The sequence below is a fragment of the Pseudomonas multiresinivorans genome, from assembly GCF_012971725.1.
GTDB classification, from domain to species: domain Bacteria; phylum Pseudomonadota; class Gammaproteobacteria; order Pseudomonadales; family Pseudomonadaceae; genus Pseudomonas; species Pseudomonas multiresinivorans.
Window position 1 is genome coordinate 3,872,231 of sequence record NZ_CP048833.1, and the last position, 25,864, is coordinate 3,898,094.

Annotated in this window: 24 protein-coding genes; 3 read left to right on the forward strand and 21 right to left on the reverse strand. The window is 65.7% G+C overall.

The genetic code is table 11. The features are described 5' to 3' along the window. Positions 1–12 precede the first annotated feature (12 nt). Genes G4G71_RS17485 through G4G71_RS17500 form a run of 4 tightly spaced genes read right to left on the reverse strand, consistent with a single transcriptional unit; the run spans position 13 to position 3,945 of the window. Positions 13–855, reverse strand: a complete 843-nt coding sequence (locus tag G4G71_RS17485) for an ABC transporter permease (protein ID WP_196913645.1) — start codon at positions 853–855, stop codon at positions 13–15. Further along, the gene (locus G4G71_RS17490; RefSeq protein WP_054909776.1) at positions 852–1,703 is read right to left on the reverse strand and encodes an ABC transporter permease; all 852 of its coding nucleotides are present in this window, start codon (positions 1,701–1,703) and stop codon (positions 852–854) included. Before G4G71_RS17490 ends, G4G71_RS17485 begins: the two co-directional genes overlap by 4 nt. Position 1,704: 1 nt before the next feature. Further along, on the reverse strand, positions 1,705–2,826 hold the full coding sequence (locus tag G4G71_RS17495; protein WP_169939301.1) for an ABC transporter substrate-binding protein: 1,122 nt from the start codon (positions 2,824–2,826) through the stop codon (positions 1,705–1,707). 39 nt (positions 2,827–2,865) lie between these two features. Then, a complete protein-coding gene (locus tag G4G71_RS17500) occupies positions 2,866–3,945 on the reverse strand; it encodes an ABC transporter ATP-binding protein (RefSeq protein WP_169939302.1) in 1,080 nt (359 codons plus the stop codon). A gap of 154 nt (positions 3,946–4,099) precedes the next feature. On the opposite strand from G4G71_RS17500, the gene G4G71_RS17505 reads away from it, so the two are divergent. Beyond that, complete coding sequence (locus tag G4G71_RS17505; RefSeq protein WP_045207678.1) at positions 4,100–4,969, forward strand: LysR substrate-binding domain-containing protein; 870 nt, start codon at positions 4,100–4,102, stop codon at positions 4,967–4,969. 263 nt (positions 4,970–5,232) lie between these two features. Here G4G71_RS17505 and G4G71_RS17510 read toward each other — a convergent pair whose 3' ends face one another. From G4G71_RS17510 to G4G71_RS17530, 5 genes are all read right to left on the reverse strand, one after another. Beyond that, on the reverse strand, positions 5,233–7,668 hold the full coding sequence (locus G4G71_RS17510) for an efflux RND transporter permease subunit (protein WP_169939303.1): 2,436 nt from the start codon (positions 7,666–7,668) through the stop codon (positions 5,233–5,235). Positions 7,669–7,712: 44 nt separating this feature from the next. Beyond that, positions 7,713–8,777 carry a WD40/YVTN/BNR-like repeat-containing protein gene (locus tag G4G71_RS17515; RefSeq protein WP_169939304.1) on the reverse strand — a complete coding sequence of 355 codons (1,065 nt, stop codon included), beginning with the start codon at positions 8,775–8,777 and terminating at the stop codon, positions 7,713–7,715. A gap of 56 nt (positions 8,778–8,833) precedes the next feature. Beyond that, positions 8,834–10,192, reverse strand: coding sequence for a DUF1329 domain-containing protein (locus G4G71_RS17520; RefSeq protein ID WP_169939305.1), 1,359 nt, complete (start codon positions 10,190–10,192; stop codon positions 8,834–8,836). 41 nt (positions 10,193–10,233) lie between these two features. Beyond that, positions 10,234–12,081, reverse strand: coding sequence for a DUF1302 domain-containing protein (locus tag G4G71_RS17525; RefSeq protein ID WP_169939306.1), 1,848 nt, complete (start codon positions 12,079–12,081; stop codon positions 10,234–10,236). 173 nt (positions 12,082–12,254) lie between these two features. Further along, positions 12,255–12,788 (reverse strand): RBBP9/YdeN family alpha/beta hydrolase, encoded by a 534-nt coding sequence (locus tag G4G71_RS17530; protein ID WP_401035565.1) that lies wholly within the window; start codon positions 12,786–12,788, stop codon positions 12,255–12,257. Between the two features lie 375 nt (positions 12,789–13,163). On the opposite strand from G4G71_RS17530, the gene G4G71_RS17535 reads away from it, so the two are divergent. After that, on the forward strand, positions 13,164–14,168 hold the full coding sequence (locus G4G71_RS17535; protein WP_169942717.1) for an AraC family transcriptional regulator: 1,005 nt from the start codon (positions 13,164–13,166) through the stop codon (positions 14,166–14,168). A 964-nt stretch (positions 14,169–15,132) separates the two neighbouring features. Here the strand turns inward: G4G71_RS17535 and G4G71_RS17545 are convergent. The 9 genes from G4G71_RS17545 to G4G71_RS17585 form a co-directional block, all read right to left on the reverse strand. After that, positions 15,133–16,143 carry a YeiH family protein gene (locus G4G71_RS17545; protein WP_169939308.1) on the reverse strand — a complete coding sequence of 337 codons (1,011 nt, stop codon included), beginning with the start codon at positions 16,141–16,143 and terminating at the stop codon, positions 15,133–15,135. Next, a complete protein-coding gene (locus tag G4G71_RS17550; protein ID WP_169939309.1) occupies positions 16,140–16,466 on the reverse strand; it encodes a Rieske (2Fe-2S) protein in 327 nt (108 codons plus the stop codon). The genes G4G71_RS17545 and G4G71_RS17550 overlap by 4 nt, the downstream gene beginning before the upstream one ends. Beyond that, a complete protein-coding gene (locus G4G71_RS17555; RefSeq protein ID WP_169939310.1) occupies positions 16,463–17,128 on the reverse strand; it encodes a DsbA family protein in 666 nt (221 codons plus the stop codon). The genes G4G71_RS17550 and G4G71_RS17555 overlap by 4 nt, the downstream gene beginning before the upstream one ends. Beyond that, the gene (locus G4G71_RS17560; protein WP_169939311.1) at positions 17,128–18,417 is read right to left on the reverse strand and encodes an MFS transporter; all 1,290 of its coding nucleotides are present in this window, start codon (positions 18,415–18,417) and stop codon (positions 17,128–17,130) included. The genes G4G71_RS17555 and G4G71_RS17560 overlap by 1 nt, the downstream gene beginning before the upstream one ends. A 240-nt stretch (positions 18,418–18,657) precedes the next feature. Further along, positions 18,658–19,710 carry a beta-keto acid cleavage family enzyme gene (locus G4G71_RS17565; protein ID WP_169939312.1) on the reverse strand — a complete coding sequence of 351 codons (1,053 nt, stop codon included), beginning with the start codon at positions 19,708–19,710 and terminating at the stop codon, positions 18,658–18,660. A gap of 34 nt (positions 19,711–19,744) precedes the next feature. After that, a complete protein-coding gene (locus G4G71_RS17570) occupies positions 19,745–20,593 on the reverse strand; it encodes a TauD/TfdA dioxygenase family protein (RefSeq protein WP_169939313.1) in 849 nt (282 codons plus the stop codon). A 10-nt stretch (positions 20,594–20,603) separates the two neighbouring features. Further along, complete coding sequence (locus G4G71_RS17575; protein WP_169939314.1) at positions 20,604–21,584, reverse strand: quinone oxidoreductase family protein; 981 nt, start codon at positions 21,582–21,584, stop codon at positions 20,604–20,606. Between the two features lie 303 nt (positions 21,585–21,887). Next, positions 21,888–22,847: an HlyD family secretion protein gene (locus G4G71_RS17580; protein WP_169939315.1), complete on the reverse strand. Its 960-nt coding sequence runs from the start codon at positions 22,845–22,847 to the stop codon at positions 21,888–21,890. A 3-nt stretch (positions 22,848–22,850) separates the two neighbouring features. Continuing rightward, positions 22,851–23,243, reverse strand: a complete 393-nt coding sequence (locus G4G71_RS17585) for a DUF3302 domain-containing protein (RefSeq protein ID WP_169939316.1) — start codon at positions 23,241–23,243, stop codon at positions 22,851–22,853. A 222-nt stretch (positions 23,244–23,465) separates the two neighbouring features. Between G4G71_RS17585 and G4G71_RS17590 the strand changes: the two genes are divergently transcribed. Further along, positions 23,466–23,654 (forward strand): hypothetical protein, encoded by a 189-nt coding sequence (locus G4G71_RS17590; protein WP_169939317.1) that lies wholly within the window; start codon positions 23,466–23,468, stop codon positions 23,652–23,654. 116 nt (positions 23,655–23,770) lie between these two features. Here the strand turns inward: G4G71_RS17590 and G4G71_RS17595 are convergent, their stop codons facing one another. The 3 genes from G4G71_RS17595 to G4G71_RS17605 all read right to left on the reverse strand — a co-directional run bounded on the left by G4G71_RS17595 (position 23,771) and on the right by G4G71_RS17605 (position 25,854). Beyond that, complete coding sequence (locus tag G4G71_RS17595) at positions 23,771–24,019, reverse strand: hypothetical protein (protein WP_169939318.1); 249 nt, start codon at positions 24,017–24,019, stop codon at positions 23,771–23,773. Positions 24,020–24,178: 159 nt separating this feature from the next. Continuing rightward, a complete protein-coding gene (locus G4G71_RS17600) occupies positions 24,179–24,730 on the reverse strand; it encodes an SCO family protein (RefSeq protein ID WP_169939319.1) in 552 nt (183 codons plus the stop codon). Positions 24,731–24,732: 2 nt separating this feature from the next. Then, the gene (locus tag G4G71_RS17605; protein ID WP_169939320.1) at positions 24,733–25,854 is read right to left on the reverse strand and encodes a hypothetical protein; all 1,122 of its coding nucleotides are present in this window, start codon (positions 25,852–25,854) and stop codon (positions 24,733–24,735) included. Positions 25,855–25,864: the final 10 nt, after the last annotated feature.

Below are 25,864 nucleotides of genomic sequence, written 5' to 3' on the forward strand. Positions count from 1 at the left end.
GGGTTGAAACAGTCAGCTGGGTGGTTGCTGTCGCGCCAGGTACAGGCGCACCAGCATCACCACCAGGGTGAGGACGATCATCAGGGTGGACACGGCGGCAATCGCCGGGTCGAGGTTGTAGCGCAGGCCGTCCCAGATGCGCTTGGGCAGCGTCACCACGTTCAGGCCGCTGGTGAACAGGGTCACCACCACCTCTTCCCAGCTCATCACGAAGCCCATGAAGAAGCTGCCGAGCACGCCGCCGCGCACGTTGGGCAGCAGCACGTTCCACAGCGTCGGCCAGAGCCCGGCACCGAGGGAGCGCGAGGCCTTGTACAGGCTCTGGTCGAGCCGCGCGTAGGCCACCAGCATGGCAATCACCGAGTACGGCAGCGCCATCAGCAGGTGGCCGAAGCCGACCCCCAGCAGGCTGTCGAGCACGCCCAGGCGCGCATCGAGGTAGTAGATCGACATGGCCGAAACCACCTGCGGCACGATCATCGGCAGCAGCACGATGGCGGTCAGCAGCGTGCGGTGCCGGCGCTGCAGCCAGATGCCGGTGGCGAACAGGAAGGCCAGCGCCGTGGACAGCGCACCGACCACCAGGGCCAGGCCCAGGCTCTGCAGGATCGACACCAGCCAGGCGCCATCGAACAGCGTCGCATAGTGGCGCAGCGACCAGCCGCCGTCCGGGAAGGCCAGGTAGCGCTGGTTGCCGAACGACAGCGGGACGATCACCAGGATCGGCAGCAGCAGGAACAGCGCGGACAGCGCCAGAGCGGCCCAGGACAGCCAGCGGCCGACCTGCGGGCGTGGCAGTTGCGGCTTTTTCACGCCCTTGGGCATGGCGGAGAGATAGGTTCCCTGCGGAGTCACAGCTCAGCCCTCCCGAGCAGGCGGCGGTAGCCGATGAGTTGTCCGAACAGCAGCGCGCAGCCCACCACCAGCAGCATCAGCACGATGCTCAGCGCGGCGCCCAGGCCCCAGTTGGAGAGCTGGAACATCTGCACGTAGATGTACTCCGCGAGCATCGCCGCCTTGCCGCCGCCCAGCAGCGCCGGGGTGACGAAGCAGCCGAGGCTGAAGACGAAGACGATGGCCGATGCGGCGACCACACCGGGCAGCGTCAGCGGGATGAAGATGTCCTTAAGCGTCTGCCAGTGGCTGGCGCCCAGGCTGCTGGAAGCGCGCAGCAGGCTGTCGTCCACCTGCTTGAGCGAGGACAGCAGCGGCAGCACCGCATACGGCACCATGAAGTGCACCATGCCGATCAGCGCGCCCAGTTCGTTGCGCACCAGCGGCGGCGGCGCATCGAACCAGCCGGTGGCCATCAGCCCCTGGCTGACCAGGCCGCCGTTGCGCAGCAGCACCAGCCAGGCGAAGGCGCGGATCAGCATCGACAGCCAGAACGGCAGCAGCACGAACAGCTCGATCAACTGCCGGCCGCGCGGCGTCGCGAACCGCCAGCGATAGGCAATCAGGTAGGCGATGGCCACGCTGATCGCGGTGGTCAGCAGGCAGATGCGCAGGGTGCGCCAGATCACTGCCTGCAGGTTGGCGTTGTCGGCGATCGCCGCGTAGTTCTGCGTGCCCCACTCCGGCAGGCTGAAACTCCAGCCCAGCACGCCGAGGGTCGGCAGCAGGTAGCCGACCACCACGAGCAATGGCAGCGGCAGGATCAGCAGGCCGTAGACCGGCAGCACGCCCGGTGCGAAACGTCGCATCTCAGCCACCGATCAGCGCGAGGTAGCGCTCCAGGGTTTCGCCGTAGTGTTCGGCATGCCACTTGTTGTTCAGCGACACCTGTTTCTTCAGGTTGTCCGGCGCGGTGGGGTTGATCGCCTGCAGCTGGGCGCTGAGCAGGTCGTTGGCCGCAAGGTTCACCGGGCCCATGTTGTAGACCTCCATGAGCTTGGCCTGCACTTCCGGCCGCAGCGCGTAGGCGATGAACTCCATGGCCGCCTTGGCGCCGGCCGGGTTGCCTTTGGGCACCATCCACACCGAAGGCGAGACGATGCCGCCGTCGAAGCTCCAGTCGATCTTGCCGCCGGTGTCGTTCTTCACCAGCTCGGCGCGGGTGTGCCACATCTGCGCCATGCTCACTTCGCCATCGCGGATCAGCTGCTGCGACTCGGCACCGGTGGACCAGTGGGTGGCGATGTGCGGCAGCAGTTCCTCGATCTTGCGCAGGGCGCGGTCCACGTCCAGCGGGTAGAGCTGCTCCGGCGGCACGCCGTCGGCCAGCAGCGCGCATTCGAGGTTGGCACTCATCCATTTGTAGAGGGTGCGTTTGCCCGGGTACTTCTTCACGTCCCAGAAGTCGGCCCAGGACTTGGGCGGGTTCTTGCCAAACTGCTCGTGGTCGTAGCCGATCACGTAGCTGTAGGTGTAGTTGGCGAGGCCGAAATCATGCACGTCGCCGTAGCCGATCAGCGACTTGTCGACGATGCCGAAGTCGATGGGCGCAAGGAACTTGTCCTTGCCCAGGCGATAGGACGAATACATCTCGCCGTCGCACACATCCCAACGCACCGCGCCGCTGCTGACCTGGGTCTTCAGCGCACCCTCGGTGGGGCCGCTGCCATCGATCTTCAGCGCCAGCCCGGCCACCTCGTTGAAGCCGCCGAAGCTCTTCTCGAAGGCCGGAACCGCATCACCACCCCAGTTGGCCACCACCAGGTTGCCGCCGGCAGCGAAGGCGCGGCCACCGGTGCCGAACGGCAAGGCGCTGGCGGCGGCGAGCAGCAACAGGCTGCGGTTGAAATCGCGGCGGCTGATGCCGGCGCGCTCGCCCTTCTGGGCGGCGATTTCGATGGCGTCTTCGATGAAGCCTTGGCGTTCTTTCATGGTGATTGCTCCCCGATCGTTGTTTTCGTTATGTGGTTATCAGGCGGACAACAGGTGGCAGTGTTGTGGCGACCAGCTGCACCAGTAGCGCTGGCCGCTGCGCAGATCGGCCAGCAGCGGGTGCGCAACCGGCAGGCGCAGGTCGAGGCGCTCGCCCTGCTCCAGGGTCAGTTCGAGGTTGACGTGGGCACCCTGGTAAGTGGCATTGCCGACGGTGGCGCACAGGCCGTTGTCGCGGCCGGCGTCCTGCAGCGGGCGCAGGTCGATATGCTCCGGGCGCACTGCCAGCCAGCTCTTGCCGCCCTGGCTCGCCTGGGCCGAATGGGCCACGCGCAGGTGCTGGCCACGGAAATCGCAGAGCGTGGCCTCGGCTTCGCGTCGTACCACGCCAACCTCCAGCAGGTTGGTGTCGCCGAGGAAGTTGGCGACGAAACGGCTGGCTGGGCGTTCGTAGACTTCGCGCGGGGTGCCGACCTGCTCCAGGCGGCCCTTGTTGAACACGGCGATGCGGTCGGAGAGCGCCAGGGCTTCTTCCTGGTCGTGGGTGACGAAGACGAAGGTGGTGCCGAAATCCTTGTGCATGCGCGCCAGTTCGCCCTGCATTTCCTGGCGCAGGCGGCGGTCGAGGGCGGACAGCGGTTCGTCGAGCAGCAAGAGCCTGGGTTTGAACACCAGCGCACGGGCCAGCGCCACGCGCTGCTGCTGGCCGCCGGAGAGCTGGGCGATGCCGCGATTGCCCATGCCGGCCAGGCCGACGCGCTCCAGCACCTCGGCCACCCGGCGCTCGATCTCCGCGCCCGGCACCTTGCGGATGCGCAGCGGGTAAGCGACGTTCTGCGCCACGCTCATGTGCGGGAACAGCGCGTAGCCCTGAAACACCACGCCGAAATCGCGCTGATCCGGCGACAGCTGGGTGATGTCGCGGCCGTCCATCTCGATATGCCCTTCGCTGGGCTCGACGAAACCGGCGAGCATCATCAGCGTGGTGCTTTTACCAGAGCCCGAGGGCCCCAGCAGCGTGAGGAATTCGCCCTGGCGAATGCTCAGGCTGAGGTCGCTCAGGACCTGCAGGTTGCCGTAGCGCTTGCCCAGGCCGAGCAAGTCGACGAAATGCTGCATGGCGGGTCTCCAGCCGTTTTTCTTGTTGATCGGTGTTGGCTTGGGGACATCTTCTGTGCAAATTTAACTAACGACAATTCAATAGATTTCCGCCTGAATCGTTAGTCAAATTCACACAAAAAGGTCTTCCATGCGTCAGAACAGTGCGTTCCGAATGCCCTCCCTCATCGCCCTGCGCGCTTTCGAGGCGCTGGTCCGGCAAGGCAGCATCAGCCGTGCGGCGCTGGAGCTGCACGTCACCCACGGGGCGGTCAGCCACCAGGTGAAGAAGCTGGAAGAAGAGCTGGGCATGGCCTTGGTGGAGCGCCAGGGCAAGGGCGTGAAGCTGACCGCCGCCGGGCGCCAGCTGAGCCAGCAGATCAGCAGCGCCTTCGACCAGTTGCGCGACATCCGCCGCGCCCTGCCCAGCGAGGAACCCGCCGGCGAACTGCGCATTGCCTGCGCCCCGGCGCTGCTCGCGCGGGTGTCTTCGCTGCTGGAGAAATTCCTGCGCAATTACCAGGAGGTCGCCCTGCACCTGCTGCCGATGAGTAGCGACCTGGGCCAGGTGGACATGGTGATTTCCTTCGGCGAGACGCACATCGAGGGCCAGCGCTTCGCCGCGCTGGGCGACATCCGCTACTTCCCGGTATGCAGCCCGCGCCTGCTCAACACCCAGGAACACCTGCGCAAACCGCGCGACCTGGCGCGCCAGGTGCTATTGCACGAGGACGATGGTTTCGACTGGAGCCGCTACTTCCTCGCCGCGGGCGTGCCCGGCCTGCAGGCGCGGCAGAACGTCTTCCTGCCCGACGCCTACCTGACCATCCGCGCCGCGCTGGCCGGCGGCGGCGTGACCATCAGCGACCACATCCTGGCCGGCGAGGAGCTGGCCGAGGGCCGCCTGGTGCGCCTGTTCGATATCGACTTCCCGGCGCCCCACCCCTACTTCTTGATCATCCCGCCCCACGGTAACCAGGCCCTGGCGCGGGAGTTCGCGGATTGGTTGCTGCACGAACTGGAGGCGATTCCGGCGTTTGACTGAGTAGCGCATCCGGGTCGTCTTTCGCACAGAAAGACAGGAGGAACACCTCGTAGGATGGTGTGGAGCGCAGCGATACCCATCGATTCCGTGCGGCGACAGCATGGGTATCGCTGCGCTCCACCCATCCTACGTTGGAGACTATCCGGCAAGGCCTGCGTTGGGCGTTCGCGAGCAAGCTCGCTCCTACAAAGAGCACCATGGCGCACCCTGTAGGAGCGAGCTTGCTCGCGAACAAAGACCCGCTGTGGCGGGCGGCTATGTCCTCAGAGCTTCCGCCCGCCGAGGAGGAAATGCGACAACGCCGGAATCAGGATCAGCGCCCCGAGCATGTTCCACAGGAACATGAAGGTCAGCAGGATGCCCATGTCCGCCTGGAACTTGATCGGCGACCAGGCCCAGGTGATCACCCCTGCCGCCAGGGTCACGCCGACCAGCGCGACCACCTTGCCGGTGAACGCTACGGCCTGCTGGTACGCCACCGACAGTGGCAACCCGGCCCGTTGCAATTGCAGCTGCACGCTGAGCAGGTAGAGCGCGTAGTCCACCCCAATCCCCACGCCCAACGCGATCACCGGCAGCGTGGCGACCTTCACGCCAATGCCCATCATCACCATCAGCGCTTCGCAGAGAATCGAGGTCAGCACCAGCGGTAGCAGCGCCACCAGGGTTGCGCGCCAGCTGCGGAAGGTGATCAGGCAGAAGATGCCCACCGCCGCATAGACGTAGAACAGCATGCGGTGGTTGGCCTCGCGCACCACGCGGTTGGTCGCCGCCTCGATGCCGGCGCTGCCGGCGGCCAGGAGGAACTGGCGGTCCGGCGTGCTGTTGGCGCGGGCGAAGTTCTCGGCGATGCCGGCCACTTCGTCCAGGGTCTGCGCCTTGTGGTCCTTGAGGAAGGCGATCACCGGCATCAGCGAGCATTCGGTGTTGAACAGCTCCGGAGTGTTCACCGAAGCCTGCTGGGCGGCATAGTTGAGCACGTCCTGATTGCGCTGCAGGCTGGCGAACTTGGGGTTGCCCTCATAGGTGCCGGCGGTGATCTGGCGCACCGCGTTGACCAGCGAAGTCGTCGCCTGCACACCTTCGTGCTGTTGCAGCGCCCAGCCGAGGCGGTCGGCGAGGATCAGCGTGCGGTAGTTCAGGCAGCCTTCCGGAGCGGTTTTCACCATCACCGCGAAGAGGTCGCTGGAGAGCGCGTAATGGCTGGTGATATAGGCGTTGTCGCGGTTGTAGCGCGAGTCCGCGCGCAGTTCCGGCGCGCCAGCGTCGAGGTCGCCGATCTGCAGGTGCTGGCTGACCAGCAGGCCGCCCACGCCCAACAGCGCCGCCACGGCCAGCGCGACAGTAGCCCAGCGCCGCTCGGTGAAGTGGTCCAGCATTGCCCACAGCTTGCCAAGCCCCTGCTGGCGATCCACCTGGCGTTCCTCGCGCAGGGCTCGCTCGGCGGCCCGCTGGCTGACGCCGACATAGGACAGCGCCACCGGCATCATCAGCAGCGAAGTGAAGATCAGCACCGCGACGCCGATGCTGGCGGCGATGGCCAGGTCCTGGATCACCGGGATGTCGATCAGCATCAGCACGGCGAAGCCCACGGCGTCTGAGAGCAGCGCGGTGACGCCGGCGAGGAACAGGCGGCGGAAGGTGTTGCGCGCAGCCACCTGCTTGTGGGTGCCGCGGCCAATGTCCTGCATGATGCCGTTCATCTTCTGAGTGGCGTGGGACACGCCGATGGCGAAGATCAGGAACGGCACCAGGATCGAATACGGGTCCAGCGCGTAGCCCAGCCAGGCCACCAGACCGAGTTGCCAGACCACCGCCATCAGCGAGCAACCGATCACCAGCAGGCTGCTGCGCAGGCAGCGGGTGTAGAAGAAGATGATGACGAAGGCAGTGACCACCGCCAGGCCGAAGAACAGCATCACCCGCAGCAGGCCGTCGATCAGGTCGCCCACCAGCTTGGCGAAGCCGATCACGTGCAGGCGCACCGGGCCCTTGCCCTCCTCGCCCGCGGCAAAGGCGCGGGCATCGCCCAGGTACTCGTACTTCAGGCGCAACTCGTCGAGGGCACGGGAGAATTCTCGGTAGTCGATCCCCTTGCCGGTGGCCGAGTCGCGGTCCAACAACGGCACCACCAGCATGCTGGAACGGAAATCGTTGCCTACCAGGCTGCCGACGATGCCGGCGCGGGCAATGTTCTGGCGCAACTGGCCGATGGCCTCGGGCTTGCCATCGTAGCCGTCGGGCATCACCGGGCCGCCCTGGAAGCCTTCTTCGGTGACCTCGGTCCAGCGCACCGCCGGCGACCACAGCGACTTCATCCAGGCGCGGTCTACACCGTGGCTCAGGAACAACTGGTCACTGATCTGCCGCAGGCTGTCGATGTAGGCTGGGTCGAAGATGTCGCCGCTGGGGTTCTCCACCACCACCCGCACCGAGTTGCCCAGGCCGCGCAGCGCGGCACGGTTGTCCAGGTAATTGCGGATGTAGGGATCACCGTGGGGGATCATCTTCTCGAAGGCCGGGCGCATCTCCAGGCGGGTCACGGCCATGTAGCCCAGCACCAGGGTGACCAGGGCGATCAGCGCGATGAACAGCGCGCGGTGGTTGAACACCAGGCGCTCCAGCAGGTTGCCGCTGTGGGCGTCGAAGTCCCGCAGTTCGCGGACTACAGGCATCTCACCTTGCTTGAGGTCGACCATGAGGCTGTCTCTCTTTCTCTTGTTCTTATGAAGGGCCGGCGCGCTCAGCGCACCGGCATGGCGTTCTCGCGAACGCCGCGGGTGCCGACCAGCAGCAGGCGGCCGGGGCCGGCCACGGCGCCGCTGACGGGCAGGCGCTCGGCCAGTTCCAGGGCTTTGAAGCTGGCGCCGCGGTTATCGCTGACCAGTCCCTGGCCAGCCTGGCTGAACAGGTACAGCCGGCCGTTGGCGTCGAAGCTGGCGGCGGTCAGGCTCACCGGCAGGCCGGTATCCACCGCGCTCCAGCTCTCTCCGCCGTCGACACTGCGCACCGCGTGCCCGCGCAGGCCGTAGGCGAACACCAGGCCAGGCTGCGCGACCACGCCGAAGAAGCTGCCGGCATAGGGCGACTGCAGGGCGACGAAGCGCTCCTGCTGGCGGTCGAGGCGCAGCAACAGCCCCTGCTCGCCGACGATGAACAGCCCGTCACCGCTTGCCGCCATGGCGGTCAGGTGCAGGGACTGCGGGTTGTCAATGCGATGGTTCCAGGGCTCCCAGGTGCGCCCGCCATCGGTGGTACGCAGGATCAGGTTGAAGGCACCGACCACGAAGCCTTCGTTGGCATCGCGGAACCACAGGTCGAGGAAAGGCTTGTCGGCGCCCTCCTCCTTGAATCGCCGCGCCTGCTCCAGCCAGGTAGCGTTGTCCGGCTGCGGGTGGGCGTTGTAGTAATCGATCATCAACTGGCCGATCTGCCGGCCATCGAGTTGACGCTGCCAGTGCACGCCGCCATCGGCGCTATGCAGGACTACGCCGTCGTGGCCCACGGCCCAGCCATCCTGCGGCGTCGGGAAACGCACGGCGGTGAGGTCCGAACTGACCGGCACTTCGGCCTGGCGCCAGTCGCTGCCGCCGTCATCCGAGTAGAGAATGTGGCCGCGCTGGCCGACGCTCACCAGGCGTTTGTCGACGCGGGTGATCGCCAGCAGCGGCACGCGGCTGGGGACGTTGCTGTAGGCCGCCGGCAGGTCGAGCACGTCGACGAATCCGTCGGCGCTTTCATCTGCCTGGGCAGCGCCCGCCAGCAGCAAGGCGCCCAGGAGCATCAGGCGCTTGAAGGGGATCTGCATGGAGCTTTCCTCAGGTAGAGCAGCGGCGGCTCCGCAGGGAGCCGCCGCTTCTTTCGTCAGCGAATGCCGCTGCCGGCCAGCGCCTCGGGGGACCACTGGGTCTTGGCCAGCGGATCGATGTAGCTGATGCCGCCGTACGGGCCGACCACGCCGTTGATGTTGTAGGAACCGGCGGTGAGGTCGTAGATCATGAACGGCGTGGCGTCCGGGATGCGCTTGTCGTAGCTCTGGCTGAGGAAGGCGAAGGAGCCACGGTAGAGCTGGCCGCGAGCGTCATACTGGTCGGAGGCCAGGGCCACCCAGCTGTCTTCGTCGAGGTAGAAACGACGCTTGGCGTAGATGTGCCGCGCGCCGGATTTCAGCGTGCCTTCGACGACCCACACGCGGTGTTTCTCCCAGCGTACGTAGTCGGGCGAGAGGTGGTTGGGCGTGACCACCGGCTTGATGTCGCTGGCGTAGGTGAGGCGGTAGGTGTTGTAGGGCACGATCATTTCCTGCTTGCCCACCAGCTTCCAGTCGTAGCGGTCCAGCGCGCCGTTGAAGACGAACACGTCATCGTAGGTGCCGGCGCCGGCCATGCCGGGGTTCGGGGTGTCGTAGGCGAGGTTCGGTGCGAGCTTCACGCGGCGCTGGCCGGGCAGGTACTGCCAGGCGCGGCGCGGCTGCTGCAGCGGGTTGGCGGCGTCCTTGAGCATCATCGCCTCGCCGGCGCGACGGGCCGGGCCGCTGTAGTACAGCTTCATCTGGTAGTAGACCTCGGAGCCTTTCACCGGCTGGGTGAGGTCTTCGTACACCGGGTAGTTGATGAAGGCCTGGCCGGTGGTGGCGAGGTTGGCGCTACCGGAGGCGTCGACGTTCCAGGAATCGTACTTGGCCTTGATGTTCACGCCCTGGTAGCGCAGCAGGAAGTTCCACATGGCTTCCGCGCCAGTCTGCGGAATCGGGAACGGCACGCCCGGCAACGCGTTGTCGATGGCCGTGCCGCCTTCCAGGGACTGCGCGGTGACGGCGTTCTTCTTGCTGTTTTCCAGCACGGTGTCCGGCAGCGCGGCGCTGCGGTGGGTCGGATAGACGTCGACGCGGAAGGTCGGATAACGCTTGGCCAGCTCGACGGTGGTGGCGGAGAGCTCGTTCTTGTACTGGTCGACGTTCTTGCCGTCGATCACCAGCACCGGCTTGTCACTGGCGAACGGGTCCGGGCGCATGGAGTCGCCGGCCTTGAAGCCGGCCGGGGCGCTGGTCAGGCCGCCGGCGTAGGCGGGAATCGAGCCGTCGCTGCTGGCGGCTTTCTCGGCGCCGACCAGGGTCAGGGTGCTGCCAAGCTGGGCGGCGTCCTGCGGGGAAACGGCGGCCTGGGCCAGACCGCAGAGGGTCAGGCCGAGGGCGGTGGCGATCAGGGTGGGTTTGAAGTTCATGCTGGGTTTCTCCTGCTTCGAGAGCGAAGCCTGGGGTGAAATCAGAAGGTGGCCTTCAGGGAGGCGGTGACCATGCCGCGGTCCTTCAGCAGGGGCGCGAGGCCGCCTTGCGAGGTGATCTGGCCGGGAATGCACTGGTACTGGCCGTTGGCGCCGGGGGTGTTGTTGTCGCGGCCGCTCTCGCAGGTATCGAAGGGGCCGAAGGCGTCGACGTACTTCAGGTCCAGGCGGTACTTCTGGTGGAAATCCGCGGCCACGCCCACCGAGTAGCTGCCGGCGTCCTCGTTGCCGCCCAGTTGCACCGCCGAGTTGCCGTGCAGACCGACGTTGTAGGACATGGGCATGGACAGGTCGACGCCGGGGAAGGCCTGGTACCAGGTCGGAGTGAAGTTGGCCGACATGGCGTAGGCGTTGGTGGTGACCTTGTCGACGCCGCGGTAGCTGGAGTCGCCCTTGAAGGTCTGCTCGCCTTCGGTGACGTCGATCAGGTGCGTCAGGGTGCCTTCCACTGCCAGCGACGAGGCGTCCCACAGCGGGGTGGCGCCGAAGGTCACCAGGCCGTTGAGCACGACGTGGAAGGTCTTGCCGCGGGCGAGGCCCGTGTCACCGTCGCTGGGCAGTTCGCCGATCAGGTTGGCGCCGTTGATCGCGCCGCGCTTGGCCGCTGCGTAGAGCGTGGAGTTGACCGTGGTGAAGTTGCTCGCCAGCGGCATGTTCTCGCGGTAGTTCAGGTCCATGCCGACGCTGACGCCGCCGATTTCCTTGGACAGGCTGAGGCCATAGATGTCGATGTCGTCGGCGTAGGCGGTGAAGTAGTTCATCCCCGGCAGGCCGGCCAGACCCGGCTTGTGCAGGTTCGGTGCATCCACCAGCACGGCCGGCAGGGTGTCGGATGTCTTGCGGTAGTAGAAGCCCAGGGTGCCGTCGAGCCATTCCGGGCTCCACTTGGCCATCAGGCCGAAGTCACCGGTGTTGTCGGGCTTGCGGTCATGGCCGCGCGCGGCGCCGTAGAAGGCGTTCTGCGCGGGCAGCGGCAGCCAGAAGACGTTGCCGCCGTCGTTGAGCATGTCGTAGGGGCCCATGTAGGTGCCGCCTTCGGGGAAGCGCGAGTTCTCGAACTCGAGGAAGTACTGCGCGGCCAGGGTCAGCTCGGGGTTCACCGTCAGCGAGGCGGACAGCTGGTTGCGCGGCATGAACAGCTCTTTCGCCTCGGTGCCGGGCACGTTGTACAGCTTGCCCAGGTCCAGGGCCGACTGGCCGTAGTTGATGCCGTTGGCGGCGCTGAACAGCGTCTCGCCCCAGTAGATGGTGTGGCGGCCGAGCTTGCCGCTGAGCTGCATGTCGTCGCCGACCTGGTGGCTGGCGAAGACGAAGGCATCGAGCAGCTCGCCGGACGGACCGTTGTAGTAACGGTCGGCGAAGTTGCTCAGGCCATGGGTGGCCGGCTGTGCGCCACGCGGGGAAACCACCGTGCCGTTGCGGGTGACCAGATGGCCGGCGTTGCCTTTCTGGCCGGGGAACGGGTTGTCGGAACCGACATCATCGTAGGCATGGTCGTACCAACCGGCGGCGCTGAGACGGAAGCCCATGCTGTCGCGGTAGACGAAGTCCAGTTCGCTGAGCAGGTCGAAGCGCTGGGTCACCGGAGTACCGGACGAAAAGTTGCGGTCGCCGTCGTTGGTGTTGGCGGTGCCGGCGATCTTGCTGTTGGGTGACTCGACCCTCTGCCCGTAGCTGAGCTTGACGGTGTTGTCGAAGCGGATCGACAGGTCCGGGTTGCCGGTGTCCAGCTCGAAGGCCTGCAGGGGCTGGCCGGCCATGGCGGCGAGGACTGCAGTCGCCAGCAGGCAACGCTGCAGGGGACGATTCGGATTGCTCTGGTGATGCATGCGTGTGCTCCGTTTCTTGTTGTGGTCGGGACGCTTTCCGGGCCCGTCCCGCGGCCCTCTATTGGCGATTGAAGAGTCCTGCGCCGGGGCGCACGAGGACCCGCCCCGGCGCGAACGCCGGAACCGGGGTTGCTCTTGAATCAGTTGGTGGTTGGATCGGTTGCCTGGGTGAGTCAGTTGTCGAGCATCTGGATCAGCGCCTCGGCCTCTGGCCAGTCACCGAATCCCGAAGCCGGGTTGAGGTGGCCGACGCGGCCCAGTTCCACCAGGCTGGCGCGCCAGTGGCGAGCCATGCGCTGCACAGCCTCGGGGCTCGCCAGCGGGTCGTTGTCGCTGCTGGCCACCAGTGTCGGGAACGGCAGCGGCTCAAGTGGCAGCGGCGCCCAGCCCATCTCGGCAAGGACCGTCGGCTTGGGGTAATGGGCCGGCCAGTCGCCGTCCAGGTCCGGCGGAGTGGCCAGCAATGCGCCCTTGATCGGTCGGCTGTAGCGTGCCGCCCAGTGAGCGACCATCAGCACACCGGCACTGTGGGCGACCAGGATCACGTCGCCGTCAATGCTTTCCAGCTCACGCTGGATGGCTTCGACGCGGGCATTCAGGTCCATCTTGTTCTCAGTCAGCGGCGGTACGCTGCGGACATTGGGCAGGCGCTGCTGGAGCAGGGTCTGCCAGTGTTCGGCCACGTGGTCGCGCAGGCCGGGAACCATGAGGACGGTGGTGGAAGATTTATTGTTGTTCACCGGTTCACCTTTCAGTGATTTCGAACTTGTTGGACAGACAGTAGAGATGCCCCGGTGGCGGTGCTTTGCATTGAGCGTCAGGCACTTCGCATTTGATGACAGCCTGCGCTCCGCCCGGCACACCGCCGCTTCTCCAGGGGCCGTGCGTTACGGGACGTACGGTGCATTCCAGAGCGCTGGAAGCACTGGCCGAAGCATGAACTTTCGTACACGCTTGGTTACAGCTGTCGCTAGAATCTGAGGTCATCGACCCAGCCAGCGTGCACCCCGGTCGCCAGGCGTCCATGAACCCTGCCGGCACGGAGCAACCACAAGAACAAGAAGGCGATCGGCATGACCCCAATGGTTCGCATTGCGGCCCTCACCAACTATCTGGAAGTGGCCCGACACCTGGGCCTCAACCCGCAGCAGCAACTCAGTGCGGTGGGCCTTTCCCAATCCATGCTCGAGCACCCGGAGCAGCGCATTCCCGTTGCAACGGCGGTGACCCTGCTGGAGGAATCGGCGCGCATCAGCGGCTGCGAGACCTTCGGCCTGCGCATGGCCGAATCGCGCCAGCTCGCCGATTTCGGCGTGATCAGCCTGCTGCTGTCGCACCAGGCGACGCTGCGCGAGGCGATGGATACCATCATTCGCTACCGCCACCTGCTCAACGAATCCCTGGCGCTGTACGTCGACCAGGAAGGCAAGATGGCGATCCTGCGCGAAGAGCTCCTCACCGTGCCGCCGATGCCCATGCGCCAGGGCCTGGAGCTGGCCCTGGGCACGCTGTACCGCCTCTGCGCCGCCCTCCTCGGCCCGCACTGGCGACCGGTCAGCGTCAACTTCAGCCACGACGCCCCGGCGGACCTGCAGGTGCACCGCCGGCTGTTCGGCTGCAAGATCGAGTTCGGCAGCGAGTTCAACGGCATCGTCATTCCCGCCGCTGACCTCGACGCCGCCAACCCCATGGCCGACCCGGCCATGGCCCGTCACGCACGCAGCTTCGTCGACTCCCTCCCCGGCGCCACCGACGGCAGCACGTTGAACGAAGTGCGCAAGTCGATCTACCTGCTGCTGCCCATGGGCCGCGCGACCATCGAGCAGATCGCCCAGTCGCTGGGCCTGAACGTGCGCACGCTGCAACGGCGACTGGAAGACAACGGGGTGACCTTTTCCGACCTGATCAACGAGGTCAGGCGCGAGCTGGTGCTGCGCTACATGGAAAACCCGCGCTATTCGCTGGGGCGCATCGCCGATCTGCTGGGGTACTCGATGCCCAGCTCATTCACCCGCTGGTTCGCCGTGCAGTACGGGATGTCACCGGCGGCGTGGCGCAAGGAACATCTGGGGCGGGAGGGGGAGTGATTTTTCCCTGAGGGGAACGGTGCCGTGCGGTTCGCGAGCAAGCTCGCTCCTACAAGAGCACGCCCTGGCTTTGGCTTTGGCAAGATTTCCAGATAAACGTCAGCGCACTCCGAACGCCCCGTTCAGGAGGCCTCGTTGAAGCGGAGTTTCAGGGGTTGAGCGGCATGGATGCCGCGAGAGCTGCGATGGGCCAGGGATGGCCCTTCGCAGCGTGCCCCTGAAACTTCGCTTCAACGAGGGAATTTTTCGCCTAAGCGAAAAACCGGATGTCCGGGGCGAGCCTTCTTGGTTACTTCTTTGGCGTTTGAAAGAAGTGACTCGCCCGAGGGGGCGAAACCCAATACATCCGAACACGCAAATGCGACGCTAAACACCAACTCAAAACATCGCGGGCATGGCGTGCGCCTACAAATTGGCTCCCCCAGGAGCGGACCTTGTCCGCAGTGCTTTTGCTTGGGGTTGAGTGTTTCCGCGCCGCTTCGGCGTACGCGCGAACGTCTTGTTTCGCCCCCTCGGGCGAGTCCCTTTTGGCAAACGCCCCAAAAGGAACCAAAAAGTCTCGCCCCTACATCCGGTTTTTCGCTTCGCGAAAAATACCCTCGGTTCTTCGAAGTTTCAGGGGCCCGCGGCGAAGGGCCATCCCTGGCCCATCGCCGCTCTCGCGACATCCATGTCGCTCAACCCCTGAAACTCCGATCACCTTCGGCCTCCTGAAAGGGGCACTCGGCGCGTGCGGATATTTCTCTGGAAGCCCTCAAAAGCCAAAGCCAAAGCCAAAGCCAAAGCCAAAGCCAAAGCCAAAGCCAAAGCCAAAGCCAAAGCCAAAGCCAAAGCCAAAGCCAAAGCCAAAACAGGATTCTTTGCGTAGGGCGGATAACCCGGAACGGGTTATCCGCCGATAGCCACGTCGGCGGGTAACGCTGGCGCGTTATGCGCCCTACGGCTTACGACCGACGCAGCGGGCTCAACCCGCGACCTTCAACATCCCCAGCACCAACAGGGCCAGAAACACCGTCTCCCCCACCATCAGCAGGATCGGCTTCACCCCCACCGTCGCCAGCGCCTTGAGCTGGGTCTTCATACCCAGCGCCGCGATGGAAATCACCAGGCACCACTGCGACAGCTTCCCACCGGCTTCAACCAGCATCGACGGCAGATAGCCGGTGCTGTTCACCGCCGCCAACAGCACGAAGCCCACGGCAAACCACGGCAAAAGCGGTGGACGTTTGTCGCCCGGTTCCACGCCGCGTGCGCGGGTGATCATCGCCGCGCAGAGAATCACCGGCAGCAGCATCGCCACGCGCATCAGCTTGACCACCGTGGCGCTGTCACCGACTTCCTTCGACAGGCTGTAGCCAGCGCCGACCACCTGGGCCACGTCGTGGATAGTGCCGCCGAGGAAGATGCCCGCCTGCAGCGGCGGCAGACCCAGGGACCGGACGATCATCGGGTAGAGGATCATCGCCAGGGTCGAGAGTGCCGACACGCCGAGCACGGTGAACAGCGTGGCCTTCTCCTTCTGCGTGTGCGCCGGCAACGCGGCCGCCAATGCCAGGGCCGCCGAAGCGCCGCAGATGGCGGTGGCGCCGCCGGTGAGCAGGCCGAAGAGGAAGTTGAAGCCCATGGCGCGCGCCGCCGCGATGGACACCAGGATGGTCACCGTCACCAGCACCACCACCATGACCACCGGCTGCCAGCCCAGCTCGGCGATCTGCCCGAAGGTAATGCGGATGCCGAGCAGCGCCACGCCCAGGCGCAGGATTTCGCGGGCGGTGAATTCGATGCCGGCCTTGCACACGCTGTCGGCGGCGAGGAAGTTCATCGCCAGGCCGAGCAGCAACGCGAAGAGCATCACCGGCGCGCCGTAGTGCTCGGACAGAAAGGTCGCGGCAGCCGCCACCATGGCGCTGACCAGCAGCCCCGGCAGCAGCGTACGGCTGCGCGTGCCGAGCGCGGAAATCATCAGCGCGGTCATGCTGGCATCTCCTGATCAGCGATCACCACGTGGCACTCGCCGGCGATCCAGGAAATCCCGTGCCGGCGCAAGCCGAAACCCTTGATCCCCGCCGGGCAACCCGTGGCCACGTCGAAGCGCAGGCCATGGGCCGGGCACTGCAACCAGGGGCCATCCAGGCGGCCGCTGAACAGCGAGGCACCGGCGTGGGGGCAGCTGTCTTCGATGGCGTGCAGTTCGCCGTCGATATCGAACAGCAGGAAGATGCCTTTCTCGTGATGGAACAGGCTTCTGCCACCGCGCGCCGGCAGGCGTTCGGCGGGAATACGGACCACACCGCTCATGCCGGAATCGCCTCCGGGAACTGTCGTTCCAGCGCACGATAGAGCGCCGCCAGCAGCTGCTCCGGGCTCTGCCCGCCGAGGGCGAAAGCGCGGCCTTCGAGGAGGAACATCGGCACGCTGGAATCGGCCAGGGCCACGCGGCGGCCGATGAACTGGCGCGCGCCGTCGGCCAGGGCTTCGTCGAAGTCAGCCACGTCGAAATCACAGGCGCGCAGCAGGCGGCGCAGGGTATCGCGCTGGCCGATGTCCTGGCCGAGCTGGAAGTGCGCGCGGAAGATCATCTCCAGCAACTGCTCCTTCTGGTTCTCGCTGCCCACATGCGCCGCGCGCTGAAACACCCGGTGCGCATAGGTGGTGTTGGGCATCGTGAGGATGCGTTCCAGATCGAGGTCGATCTTGGCGCCCTCCGCCGCCCGCCGCACTTCGCCCATGCGCGCCTTCACAGCACGCTTGCCGCCCAGGCGGCGCTGGTAGAACTCGGCGAAGGGCTCGCCCTCCATCGGCAGCTGCGGCAGCAGCTGCAAGCCGAGCCAGTTAACTCGCACCTGCAGTTCCGGGCGCTGGCGCGCCAGCAGGCGCAGCGCCACATCGAGGTTGCGCTTGCCGATCAGGCACCAGGGGCAGATGAAGTCGAAGGTCATTTCCAGGTTGAGAGTCGGCATCACGCGCCCTCCTCTTCGCCGCGCAGGCGGCGGATATCGCTGTGGTAGTGGCGCCGGGCGTAGAGGAACACCAGCGCGGCAAGGATGCTCAGCAGCGGCACGAGCTGGAAGGCGCGGTCCAGACCGATGCGGTCGGCCAGCACGCCGGTGAGCAGCGGGCCGGGGGCCAGGCCCAGCAGGTTGTTGGCCAGGGTCAGGGTGGCGAAGGCGGTGCCGTGTACCGCCGGCGCGGTGAGATTGGCGACCATGGCGCCAGACGGCCCGGAAGTGCCGGCGGCGACCAGCATGCCCAGGCAGATCAGACTCAGCTGCGCGGTGCCCGGCGGCAGGTGGAAAGCGATGGACAACAGCACGCAGCTGACCAGGCAGAAGCCGATGGCGAGGATGATCTTGCGCGGCGGATTGGCGCGGCCCAGGCGGTCGCAGAGGATGCCGCAGAGCACCATGCCGCTGCCGCCGACCAGCACGATCACCGCCGAGATCAGCCCGGCCTTGCCGGTGTCCAGGTGGTAGTAGCGGTTCAGGTAGCTGGGAATCCACACCATCACGGCGGCGGCGACAAAGAGTTGCAGCCCGCTGCCCAGGTAGGCGGCGATCACCGAACGGCTGCCGAACAGGCTGCGCAGCGAGCGCCCGCCGACCTGGCGCGGCGCTTCGGCGGCGGCTACCGGGGCGATACGCTTCTCACTGACGATCAGCGGATAGAGCAGCGCCAGCAGCAGGCCGAACAGTGCCATGCCGGCGAAGGCCCAACGCCAGCCCAGGTGCGCGGCCAGCACGCCGCCCATACCCATGCCAAGGACGGAGCCGAACATGCCACCGGCCATGAACGCGCCGGTCAGGGTGGCGCGCAGGTGCGCCGGGAAGACCGAGATGACCACGGCGATGCCGACGCTGCCATAGGCGGCCTCGCCGACGCCGACGAAGAAGCGCGCGGCGAACATCTGCGGGAAGGTCTGCGCCAGGGCGCAGGCCAGGGTAGCCACGCTCCACAGCATGGCCATCAGCGCCAGGCTGCGTACGCGGCCCCAGCGGTCGGCGAGCAGCGACAGGGGGAAGGTCAGCAAACCGACCATCACCGCGACGATTCCGCTGAGCAGGCCGAGCTGCGCGTCGCTCAGGGCCCATTCGACCTTGAGCAGCGGGAACACGGCGTTGAGCACCTGGCGCGACATGTAATCGGAGATCAGCAGGCCGAAGGTCAGGGCGAACACCACCCAGGCATAGCGGCGCGGCACGCTGGGCACGGTAGCAGAGATGTCGCCCAGGGCGACGGAGTGGATGGCCATTGCGCTAGCTCTCCGGGTGAGTCAGTGGATTCTTGTTGTTGTGGGTTGAGGTTTCTCATTGCACAGCCCCTCTCCCCCGCCCTCTCCCTTAAGGGAGAGGGAGTTGTCCGTGCCGGCTGACGCCATGGTCTCTTCCTGCACCGAACGGTCCCCTCTCCCTTCAGGGAGAGGGTTAGGGAGAGGGCCGTTTCGATACAAATACGAAAAGATCATGGGGTAGCCCTTGCTACAGCAAGCCTGTCACGCGCGAAGCGGGACGGACTTCTGGCCCGGCTGGCGGTTGGGCGCCATGCCGTTCATGCGCAGGGTTTCCTCGACGCTGTCGTACTGCACGCCGATCTTGTAGATGGCGCGCGCTTCCTTGCCGCTGGCGACTTCGCGACCCAGTTCGTGGGCAACACGGACGCACTGCTGAATCTGCTCGACCGAAGTCATGCGCTGGCCGTGCTGGCCGATGATGGTGTCCTCGATGCCGCAACGCGGGTGGAGCCCCATGGCCATCGCCATCATGTTGAACGGCAGGACGTTCTTGAGCAGCGACTCGGCGGTGACGGTGGCGCCGTCCGGTGCACGGTGCACGAAGTTCATGAAGTTGAACGGGTTGGGGCCGTCGAAACCGCCGCCGATGCCGATCCAGGTCAGGTTCAGCGGGCCCTTGTAGACACCCTTGCGCACCAGGCGCTCGAGGGTTTCCAGGGCATGCATGCCGGTGAGCTGGAAGTGCGGCTGGATGCCCGACGCCTGCAGGCGCTTGAGGTGCTCCTCGACCCAGGCCGGGCCGGCCGGCACGGTCATCTCGCTATAGGCCGCCTGGTAGAGCGGGTTCTCCAGGGAAGTGCCCTTGAGGTACTCCGGATAGAGCAGCTCCATGATGTTCATCTGGGTGGTGTTGATCGCCACCGTCACCTGGTCGGGCTTGGGGGTCAGCTCGGCGAGCATGTGGCGGGTGTCGTCGGACAGCCACTTGGCCGCCTCGCCGTCGCTTTCCGGGGCGAAGGAGATCGAGCCGCCGACCTGGATGATCATGTCCGGCACCGCTTCGCGCACGCCGGCGATCAGCTCGTTGAACTTGGACAGGCGCTTGGAGCCCTTGCCGTCGAGTTCACGCACGTGCAGGTGGAGCACGGTGGCGCCGGCTTCGTAGCAGTCCACGGCCTTCTGCACCTGCTCGTCCATGGTCACCGGGATGTCTTCGGGGAAGTCCTCGGGCATCCATTCCGGGCCATAGGGAGCGGTGGTGATGACCACCTTTTCCTGGTTCTCGGGGTGCAGCGAATCGTCGAAGAATTGCATGTCTGTCTCCTGGAATTGTTGTTGTCGAGAGGGCTCAGAACGGCTTGTCGCCGATGATTCCGGCGCGCTCCATGCGGCGCACGCAGGGCGGGTAGTCCATCACCGCGTAGTGCTGGGTACAGCGGTTGTCCCAGATCGCCACGTCGTTCTTCTTCCAGCGCCAGCGCACCTGGAATTCGGGGATGTACACCTGGCTCACCAGGTAGCGCAGCAGGTCGGACGCACCGGGGTTGGCGTCCTGGCCGAAGCGCACGTTCTGCGGGGTGTGGTAGTTGGTGAAGTGAGTGGTGAAGGCGTTGACGAACAGCACCTTCTCGCCGGTTTCGGGGTGGGTGCGCACCACCGGGTGCTCGGCGTCCGGGTACATGGCCTTGAGCGCCAGGCGCTTCTCGATCGGCATGGCGGCGCCGAAGCTGGCCTCGATGCTGTGGCGGGCGCGCAGCTTTTCGATGCGCTCCTTGATCTCGGCCGGGAGCATGTCGTAGGCCAAGGCCATGTTCGCCCACATGGTGTCGCCGCCTACCGGCGGGCACTCCACGCAGCGCAGGACGCAGCCCAGGGGCGGCGCCTCGCGCCAGGTGGCGTCTGTGTGCCAGGCGTTTTCGTAGCGGTCGTTGGGCAGGTCCGGGGTCTTGTAGATGCGCACCAGGCCCGGATGCTCCGGGTCGCTGCCGGCCACCGGGTGGTCTTCCAGCTCGCCGAAGCGGCGGGCGAAGGCGACGTGCTCGGCGCGGCTGAAGTCCTGGTCGCGCAGGAACAGCACCTTGTGCTTGAGCAGCAGCTCGCGCAGCTCGGCGAACAGGCCTTCGTCGCGCGACGCATCGCCCAGGTTCACTCCTGAAATCTCGGCGCCGATGCTGCAGGTCAGACGTTCTACGTGCATGGCGGCGCCCTCAGATGACGAAGATCGACGAGCCGGTGGTCTTGCGCGACTCGAGGTCGCGGTGCGCTTGCACGGCATCTTCCAGCGCGTAGTGCTGGTTGATCTCGATGCGGATGTCGCCGTTGCCCACGTGGGTAAACAACTCATCCAGCAACGCCGCCTTCTCCGCCGGGTCGGCGATGTAGTCGGCCAGGGCCGGGCGAGTGAGGAAGATCGAGCCCTTCATCGCCAGCAGCACCGGATCGAACGGCGGGATCGGGCCGGAGGCGGTGCCGACGCAGACCATCAGCCCGCGGCGCTTGAGCGACTCCAGGGAGGTCATGAAGGTGTCCTTGCCGACGCTGTCGAACACCACGTCCACGCCACGTCCGTCGGTGAGCTCGCGCACGCGCTCGGCGACACTCTCGTGGCTGTAGTTGATGACGTGTTCGCAGCCGTGGGCGAAGGCCACTTCGGCCTTGGCATCGCTGGAAACGGTACCGATCACCCGCAGACCGAGCAGCTTCGCCCACTGCACAACGATCAGCCCGACGCCACCGGCGGCGGCGTGCAGCAGGATGCTCTGGCCCGGCTTGAAGTCGTGGATGCGGCGCAGCAGGTAGGCCGAGGTCAGGCCGCGCATGGTCATGGCGGCGGCGGTCTCGAAGGCGATGTTCTCCGGCAGGCGGATCAGCGGCGCCGCCGGAACCAGACGCTCGGTGCTGTAGGCGCCGAGGGTGTTGATGAAGCCGGTGTAGGTCACACGGTCGCCGGGCACGACGTTGGTCACGCCCTCGCCCACCGCGACCACTACGCCGGCGGCTTCCACGCCCATGCCGCTGGGCAGCGGAACGGCGTAGGTGCCATTGCGGAAGTAGGTGTCGGCGTAGTTCAGGCCCACCGCCACATGGCGGATGCGCACTTGCCCCGGGCCGGGCTCGCCGACCTCCACGTCCTCGTAACGCAGGACTTCGGGTCCCCCTGTTTCATAGAAACGAACGGCTTTGGCCATGGCCGGAATCTCCAGTTGTCTTGTTGTCGTGGGCGCTTTCGTTTGGAGCGGGCAAGCGCCCTTTGAGCGGACAATAGGCAGGGGCCGGGCGGGAAGCTTCACATCGTGCGACAGGGGCTTTTCATTTCATGACAGGCCGTAAGGCTCAGGACTCAGGCGTGCCTGTGGGAGCGAGCTTGCTCGCGAACCGTGTCTGCCGGCAGCTCCAGGCATCAAGCGGTTCGCGAGCAAGCTCGCTCCCACAATTTTTGGGGTGACTGCGGAGGAAATGGCTGCGGCCGGACGGCCGCAGCGCGGGGTGGATCAGTGGAACGGGAAGATGTAGTTCATCCAGGCCGCCATGCGCAGGAGAATCTTGCGCATGATCGCCACGTGGTGGAAGTGCTGGCTGTAGATCGCCGCCTGGCCGTAGGCACCGCCAGGCATCAGGTTGGCGTACTGGGCATAGTCCGGGTCGGTAATCTCGATGATCACCGGTACGCGCCCCGGCGGCGGTGATCCCGTATAGCTGAGCAGAGTACCCGAGGGCTGTATCTGGCCCTCGCCGATCACACCGATCGCCTGTTTCACCCTGCCGGTGAAGACCTTGCCGGGGATCCCGTCGAACGCCACCTCAGCCTCGTCCCCCGCAGTCAGGCGCAGCTGGCTGTTCTGCCGCATCCAGGCGGCGAAGTAGTGCCCCTCGTCCGGCACGAAGACCATCGAGGGGCGCAACGGCAGGCGTGTCGCCATCATCCCCGGACGCAGCGACACATGGGTGACGAACCCGCGGGACGGCGCCCGCACCACCGTGTTGTCGAGGTTGAACTGGGCCAGTGCCAGTTGGGCATTCAGGTCATCGACGCGCGCGGTGGTCAGATCGACATCGCGCTTGTTGCCGACGTTGCGCAGCGCCAGCTCGCGCGCGCGGGACTGGTCGGCACGGGCCGACACCAGTTGCGCCCTGATCGAGTCCAGCTTCAGCTGGAAGGGTTTGGGGTCGATACGGAATAGCACCGTGCCCTTCTCGATCATCTCGTTGCCTTTCACCGGCACTTCGATCACCTGGCCGGTCACCACCGGGATCACCGGCGTGGAAACGAAATAGGAGCGCGCCACCTCGGAGTACGGGTGGTTGTAGTTCATCGTGAAGATCAGCGCGCCGATCAGCACCACGCCGCCGAGCACGGCGGTGGGCACTGTCCACTTGTTCAGCGGGATGCGGAAGATCTTGAAGATGGCGATGCAGATGGCGGTGTAGGTGAGGATCAGCAACAGGTCCATGGCTCAGCCCTCCCCGCCGGGTCTAGACGGCGCGGCTGCTGGCGGAACTGGCGGCGGTTCGGCAATGACGGCGGGAGTACGACCTTCCAGTACCTCCAGCCGCTGGCGCAATTCCGCCAGTTGCCCTTCGAGATACTCCGCCTCGGCCTGTGGCGTGCTGCCGTGGTGGAAGCCCCAGCCGCGGTCCTTGCGGTACAACATGGCCCAGATCCAGAGGAACGGCCACAGCGCGTGCAGGGTGAACAGGCTGACCCAGCCCGCCGCATGGATCGCGTCCTGATGCGGATGATCGCGGTGTACGGCAATCTCGTAGGGAATGTCGTGCAGCACGATGATCCCGTAGAACAGCACCACGGCGGCGAAAATCAGTATTCCCAGGGCAACGTAATCGAGCATCCCACACTCCTTGATCCCGGGCCCGATGCCTGGGAGGTCCGGATGAGTATGGCTGAGCCCTGGCGATCTGCACGATAGCGCTCAGGCCCGTGTGGCAGAGTTTCGAGCAATCGCCAGGCCAGCCTGGCCGCTACGTTGCAACGGCTCCCATTCGTCAGGCCAGCCGTCCCCGTGCGGGGATTTCGCTTTCACTGAAGGTAAGGATCACCGGGGAGAAACGACATGCGAAAGTCCACCTTCCTGCTGCTGATCGGCGCGCTGGCCGTGCTGCTCGGCGGCTCGTCCTGCGGCGGTCACAACGACCGCCACGATGCACCGGCTCCACCGCCCATGGAGGATGGCCAGATGGGCTACCAGCGGATTCCGCAGCAGCAGATCCAGCCGCAGGTGCAGTCCATTCCGCGACGCTGATGCGCTCTCCTGGCCGTGGCGGAGTCGCCCCCTCACTCCAACCCTCTCCCAGAGAGTTGGGGTGAGGGAAAGCCCTGGCGCAGAAAGTGGCGGCAGTTTGGATAACAAGACGACGCTCAGGAATGCCGCGCCCGCATCCTTCCCGCAGGGCTCAGCAGGATCACCCGTGCCACCACCAGCGCCAGCAAACCCGCCACGGCGAAAGCGATAATGGTCGCCACACCGCCGTCCTGCTGCAGAAAGTCGGTCAACGCCGCAAGGGCCGCGGCCAGGAACAGCAACACCACGCCGAACCATTGCATCCGCAGGGCACGCAGGCGCCAGGAGCTGGGGTGCTCGGTCAGGAAGGTCTTCTCGGTGCCCATGGCGGTACCTCCATGAGGGGGTGTCACTCCACGCTATCAGGCAATCCGGCCAGTGGCGCGGCAACTGACGAAGCGCGCCCGCGCTCCACGGCCTCATCCATCGTAGGGCGCATAACCTGGAACAGGTTATCCGCCGGCAATCTCGCGGCGGATAACGGGTCAGGGCGACAGATGTGCGCTGACCCGCTGGATAATCTCCTCTTCCCTCAGGCCCCGACCGAAATGGTCCAGGTAGGCGCCGTCCTTGCCGACCAGGAAGAGCATGGTCGAGTGGTCGACCATGTAGTCGCCGGGCTTATCGCCATAGGGCACCTTCTTGTAGAACACGTGGTACTCGTCCGTGATGCTGGCGATTTCCTGCGCGGTGCCAGTGAGGCCGACGAACTCCGGGTCGAAGTGCGTGACGTAACCTTTGAGCTGCTGCGGCGTGTCACGCTCAGGGTCGAGGGTGACGAAGATCGGCCGCGGCTTGATGCCCTTCTCCTGCTCCACGGCGCGGGCGATGCGCGCCATCTTCGCCAGGTCAGTCGGGCAGATGTCCGGGCAGGAGGTGAAGCCGAAATACAGCAGCGCCGGTCTCCCCTCATAACTGCGCTCGGTGACGCGCTGGCCGTCCTGGTCGGTCAGGCTGAACGGCCCGCCGACATCGCTGCGGGTCGCAGCGCCAGCCGTGCCCGTCAGCAGTGCCAGGCAAAGTATCCAGAGCCGCATGCTCAATAGCCTCCCGAATAGGTCAGCGCCAGGCCGACGATATTGGAGTTCTCGCCCTGCTGCTTCTGCGTACCGGCGGAAACATCGAGCTTGAGCTGCCCGGTGATGTTGTAGACCACGCTGAATTCGTTGAGGTAGTCGTCCGGTGTATCGCTCAGGCTGTAACTCTTGTCGGTGCGGGTCAGGCCAAACGCCCACAGCCCCCAGTCGAAGGTCAGCGAGGTGGTCAGATACTGGGTGTCGTTGCCCTTGATGGCATCCTCGCTGTCGACATCGGCGTATTCGATGAATGGGACGATATCCATGTATTCCCGGTCCAGCGTCGGCCCGAGGGTGTTGCCGCGGAAGGCCCAGATATAGCGCGCCGAGGCCAGGCGGATGACCTCGTCGTCCGGCTCGCCCTGCCCCACCACCTCGTCGCCCTCGCGGCTGCGGGCATAGCCGGCCTGCAGCTCCAGGTAGGGAATCGCCGGGATCGCCAGCCAGTTCACCATCACTGCATAGGAGTCCAGCTTGCCGGTGTTGGCCGGGCCGCCGTCGTCCTTCTTGAGCATCTCGCCATGGCGGAAATACGGTCGGCCCAGATAGGAGTTGTCGGCGGTGTAAAGGCTCAGGTTCGGCTCGATGTTACCCAGCGTCTGGCTGAAGAACCGGTAGGAGTAGGTACCGCCGAGCATGCCGTCCATGTCGTAGGTGTCGACGAAATCGCTGGTATAGAGGCCCGGCGCCTGGTCCATGGCGCGGCCGATGGGTACGTGGTACTTGCCGACGACGAAGGCCTGCTTGTCGAACTGCTGGTAGTAGTCCAGCTCGTTGATGACCATGCCGACATCCTCGAAGAAGCGCTTCTCGCCGTTGTTCGGCGGGTCGATCGGGTTGATCTCGGTGGAGAAGCGGATCTGCGCATCGCGGCTGAAGCGGAAGTAGAAGGTGCTGTTGATGTCCGGATAGCCGTCCAGCGTCTCGCGGCCACCGGGCTGCGAGTGGTCGGCGCGGGTGTAGTCGTACTGGAAGGTGGCGTCGTAATCCAGGCCGACGTTGGGGTATTGGCCGTCGTCGGCGTGCGCGGTAGGCGCGGCCAGCAGCGCACCGAGGATCGGCAGGGTCAGGCGATTGGGGTTCATGGCGGCGCCC

Bases quoted from the DNA above. Each gene is read 5' to 3' on its own strand.
- G4G71_RS17490 (WP_054909776.1), bottom strand. From the start codon at position 1,703: ATGCGACGTTTCGCACCGGGCGTGCTGCCGGTCTACGGCCTGCTGATC.
- G4G71_RS17495 (WP_169939301.1), bottom strand. From the start codon at position 2,826: ATGAAAGAACGCCAAGGCTTCATCGAAGACGCCATCGAAATCGCCGCC.
- G4G71_RS17500 (WP_169939302.1), bottom strand. From the start codon at position 3,945: ATGCAGCATTTCGTCGACTTGCTCGGCCTGGGCAAGCGCTACGGCAAC.
- G4G71_RS17505 (WP_045207678.1), top strand. From the start codon at position 4,100: ATGCCCTCCCTCATCGCCCTGCGCGCTTTCGAGGCGCTGGTCCGGCAA.
- G4G71_RS17510 (WP_169939303.1), bottom strand. From the start codon at position 7,668: ATGGTCGACCTCAAGCAAGGTGAGATGCCTGTAGTCCGCGAACTGCGG.
- G4G71_RS17515 (WP_169939304.1), bottom strand. From the start codon at position 8,777: ATGCAGATCCCCTTCAAGCGCCTGATGCTCCTGGGCGCCTTGCTGCTG.
- G4G71_RS17520 (WP_169939305.1), bottom strand. From the start codon at position 10,192: ATGAACTTCAAACCCACCCTGATCGCCACCGCCCTCGGCCTGACCCTC.
- G4G71_RS17525 (WP_169939306.1), bottom strand. From the start codon at position 12,081: ATGCATCACCAGAGCAATCCGAATCGTCCCCTGCAGCGTTGCCTGCTG.
- G4G71_RS17530 (WP_401035565.1), bottom strand. From the start codon at position 12,788: ATGGTTCCCGGCCTGCGCGACCACGTGGCCGAACACTGGCAGACCCTG.
- G4G71_RS17535 (WP_169942717.1), top strand. From the start codon at position 13,164: ATGGTTCGCATTGCGGCCCTCACCAACTATCTGGAAGTGGCCCGACAC.
- G4G71_RS17545 (WP_169939308.1), bottom strand. From the start codon at position 16,143: ATGACCGCGCTGATGATTTCCGCGCTCGGCACGCGCAGCCGTACGCTG.
- G4G71_RS17550 (WP_169939309.1), bottom strand. From the start codon at position 16,466: ATGAGCGGTGTGGTCCGTATTCCCGCCGAACGCCTGCCGGCGCGCGGT.
- G4G71_RS17555 (WP_169939310.1), bottom strand. From the start codon at position 17,128: ATGCCGACTCTCAACCTGGAAATGACCTTCGACTTCATCTGCCCCTGG.
- G4G71_RS17560 (WP_169939311.1), bottom strand. From the start codon at position 18,417: ATGGCCATCCACTCCGTCGCCCTGGGCGACATCTCTGCTACCGTGCCC.
- G4G71_RS17565 (WP_169939312.1), bottom strand. From the start codon at position 19,710: ATGCAATTCTTCGACGATTCGCTGCACCCCGAGAACCAGGAAAAGGTG.
- G4G71_RS17570 (WP_169939313.1), bottom strand. From the start codon at position 20,593: ATGCACGTAGAACGTCTGACCTGCAGCATCGGCGCCGAGATTTCAGGA.
- G4G71_RS17575 (WP_169939314.1), bottom strand. From the start codon at position 21,584: ATGGCCAAAGCCGTTCGTTTCTATGAAACAGGGGGACCCGAAGTCCTG.
- G4G71_RS17580 (WP_169939315.1), bottom strand. From the start codon at position 22,847: ATGGACCTGTTGCTGATCCTCACCTACACCGCCATCTGCATCGCCATC.
- G4G71_RS17585 (WP_169939316.1), bottom strand. From the start codon at position 23,243: ATGCTCGATTACGTTGCCCTGGGAATACTGATTTTCGCCGCCGTGGTG.
- G4G71_RS17590 (WP_169939317.1), top strand. From the start codon at position 23,466: ATGCGAAAGTCCACCTTCCTGCTGCTGATCGGCGCGCTGGCCGTGCTG.
- G4G71_RS17595 (WP_169939318.1), bottom strand. From the start codon at position 24,019: ATGGGCACCGAGAAGACCTTCCTGACCGAGCACCCCAGCTCCTGGCGC.
- G4G71_RS17600 (WP_169939319.1), bottom strand. From the start codon at position 24,730: ATGCGGCTCTGGATACTTTGCCTGGCACTGCTGACGGGCACGGCTGGC.
- G4G71_RS17605 (WP_169939320.1), bottom strand. From the start codon at position 25,854: ATGAACCCCAATCGCCTGACCCTGCCGATCCTCGGTGCGCTGCTGGCC.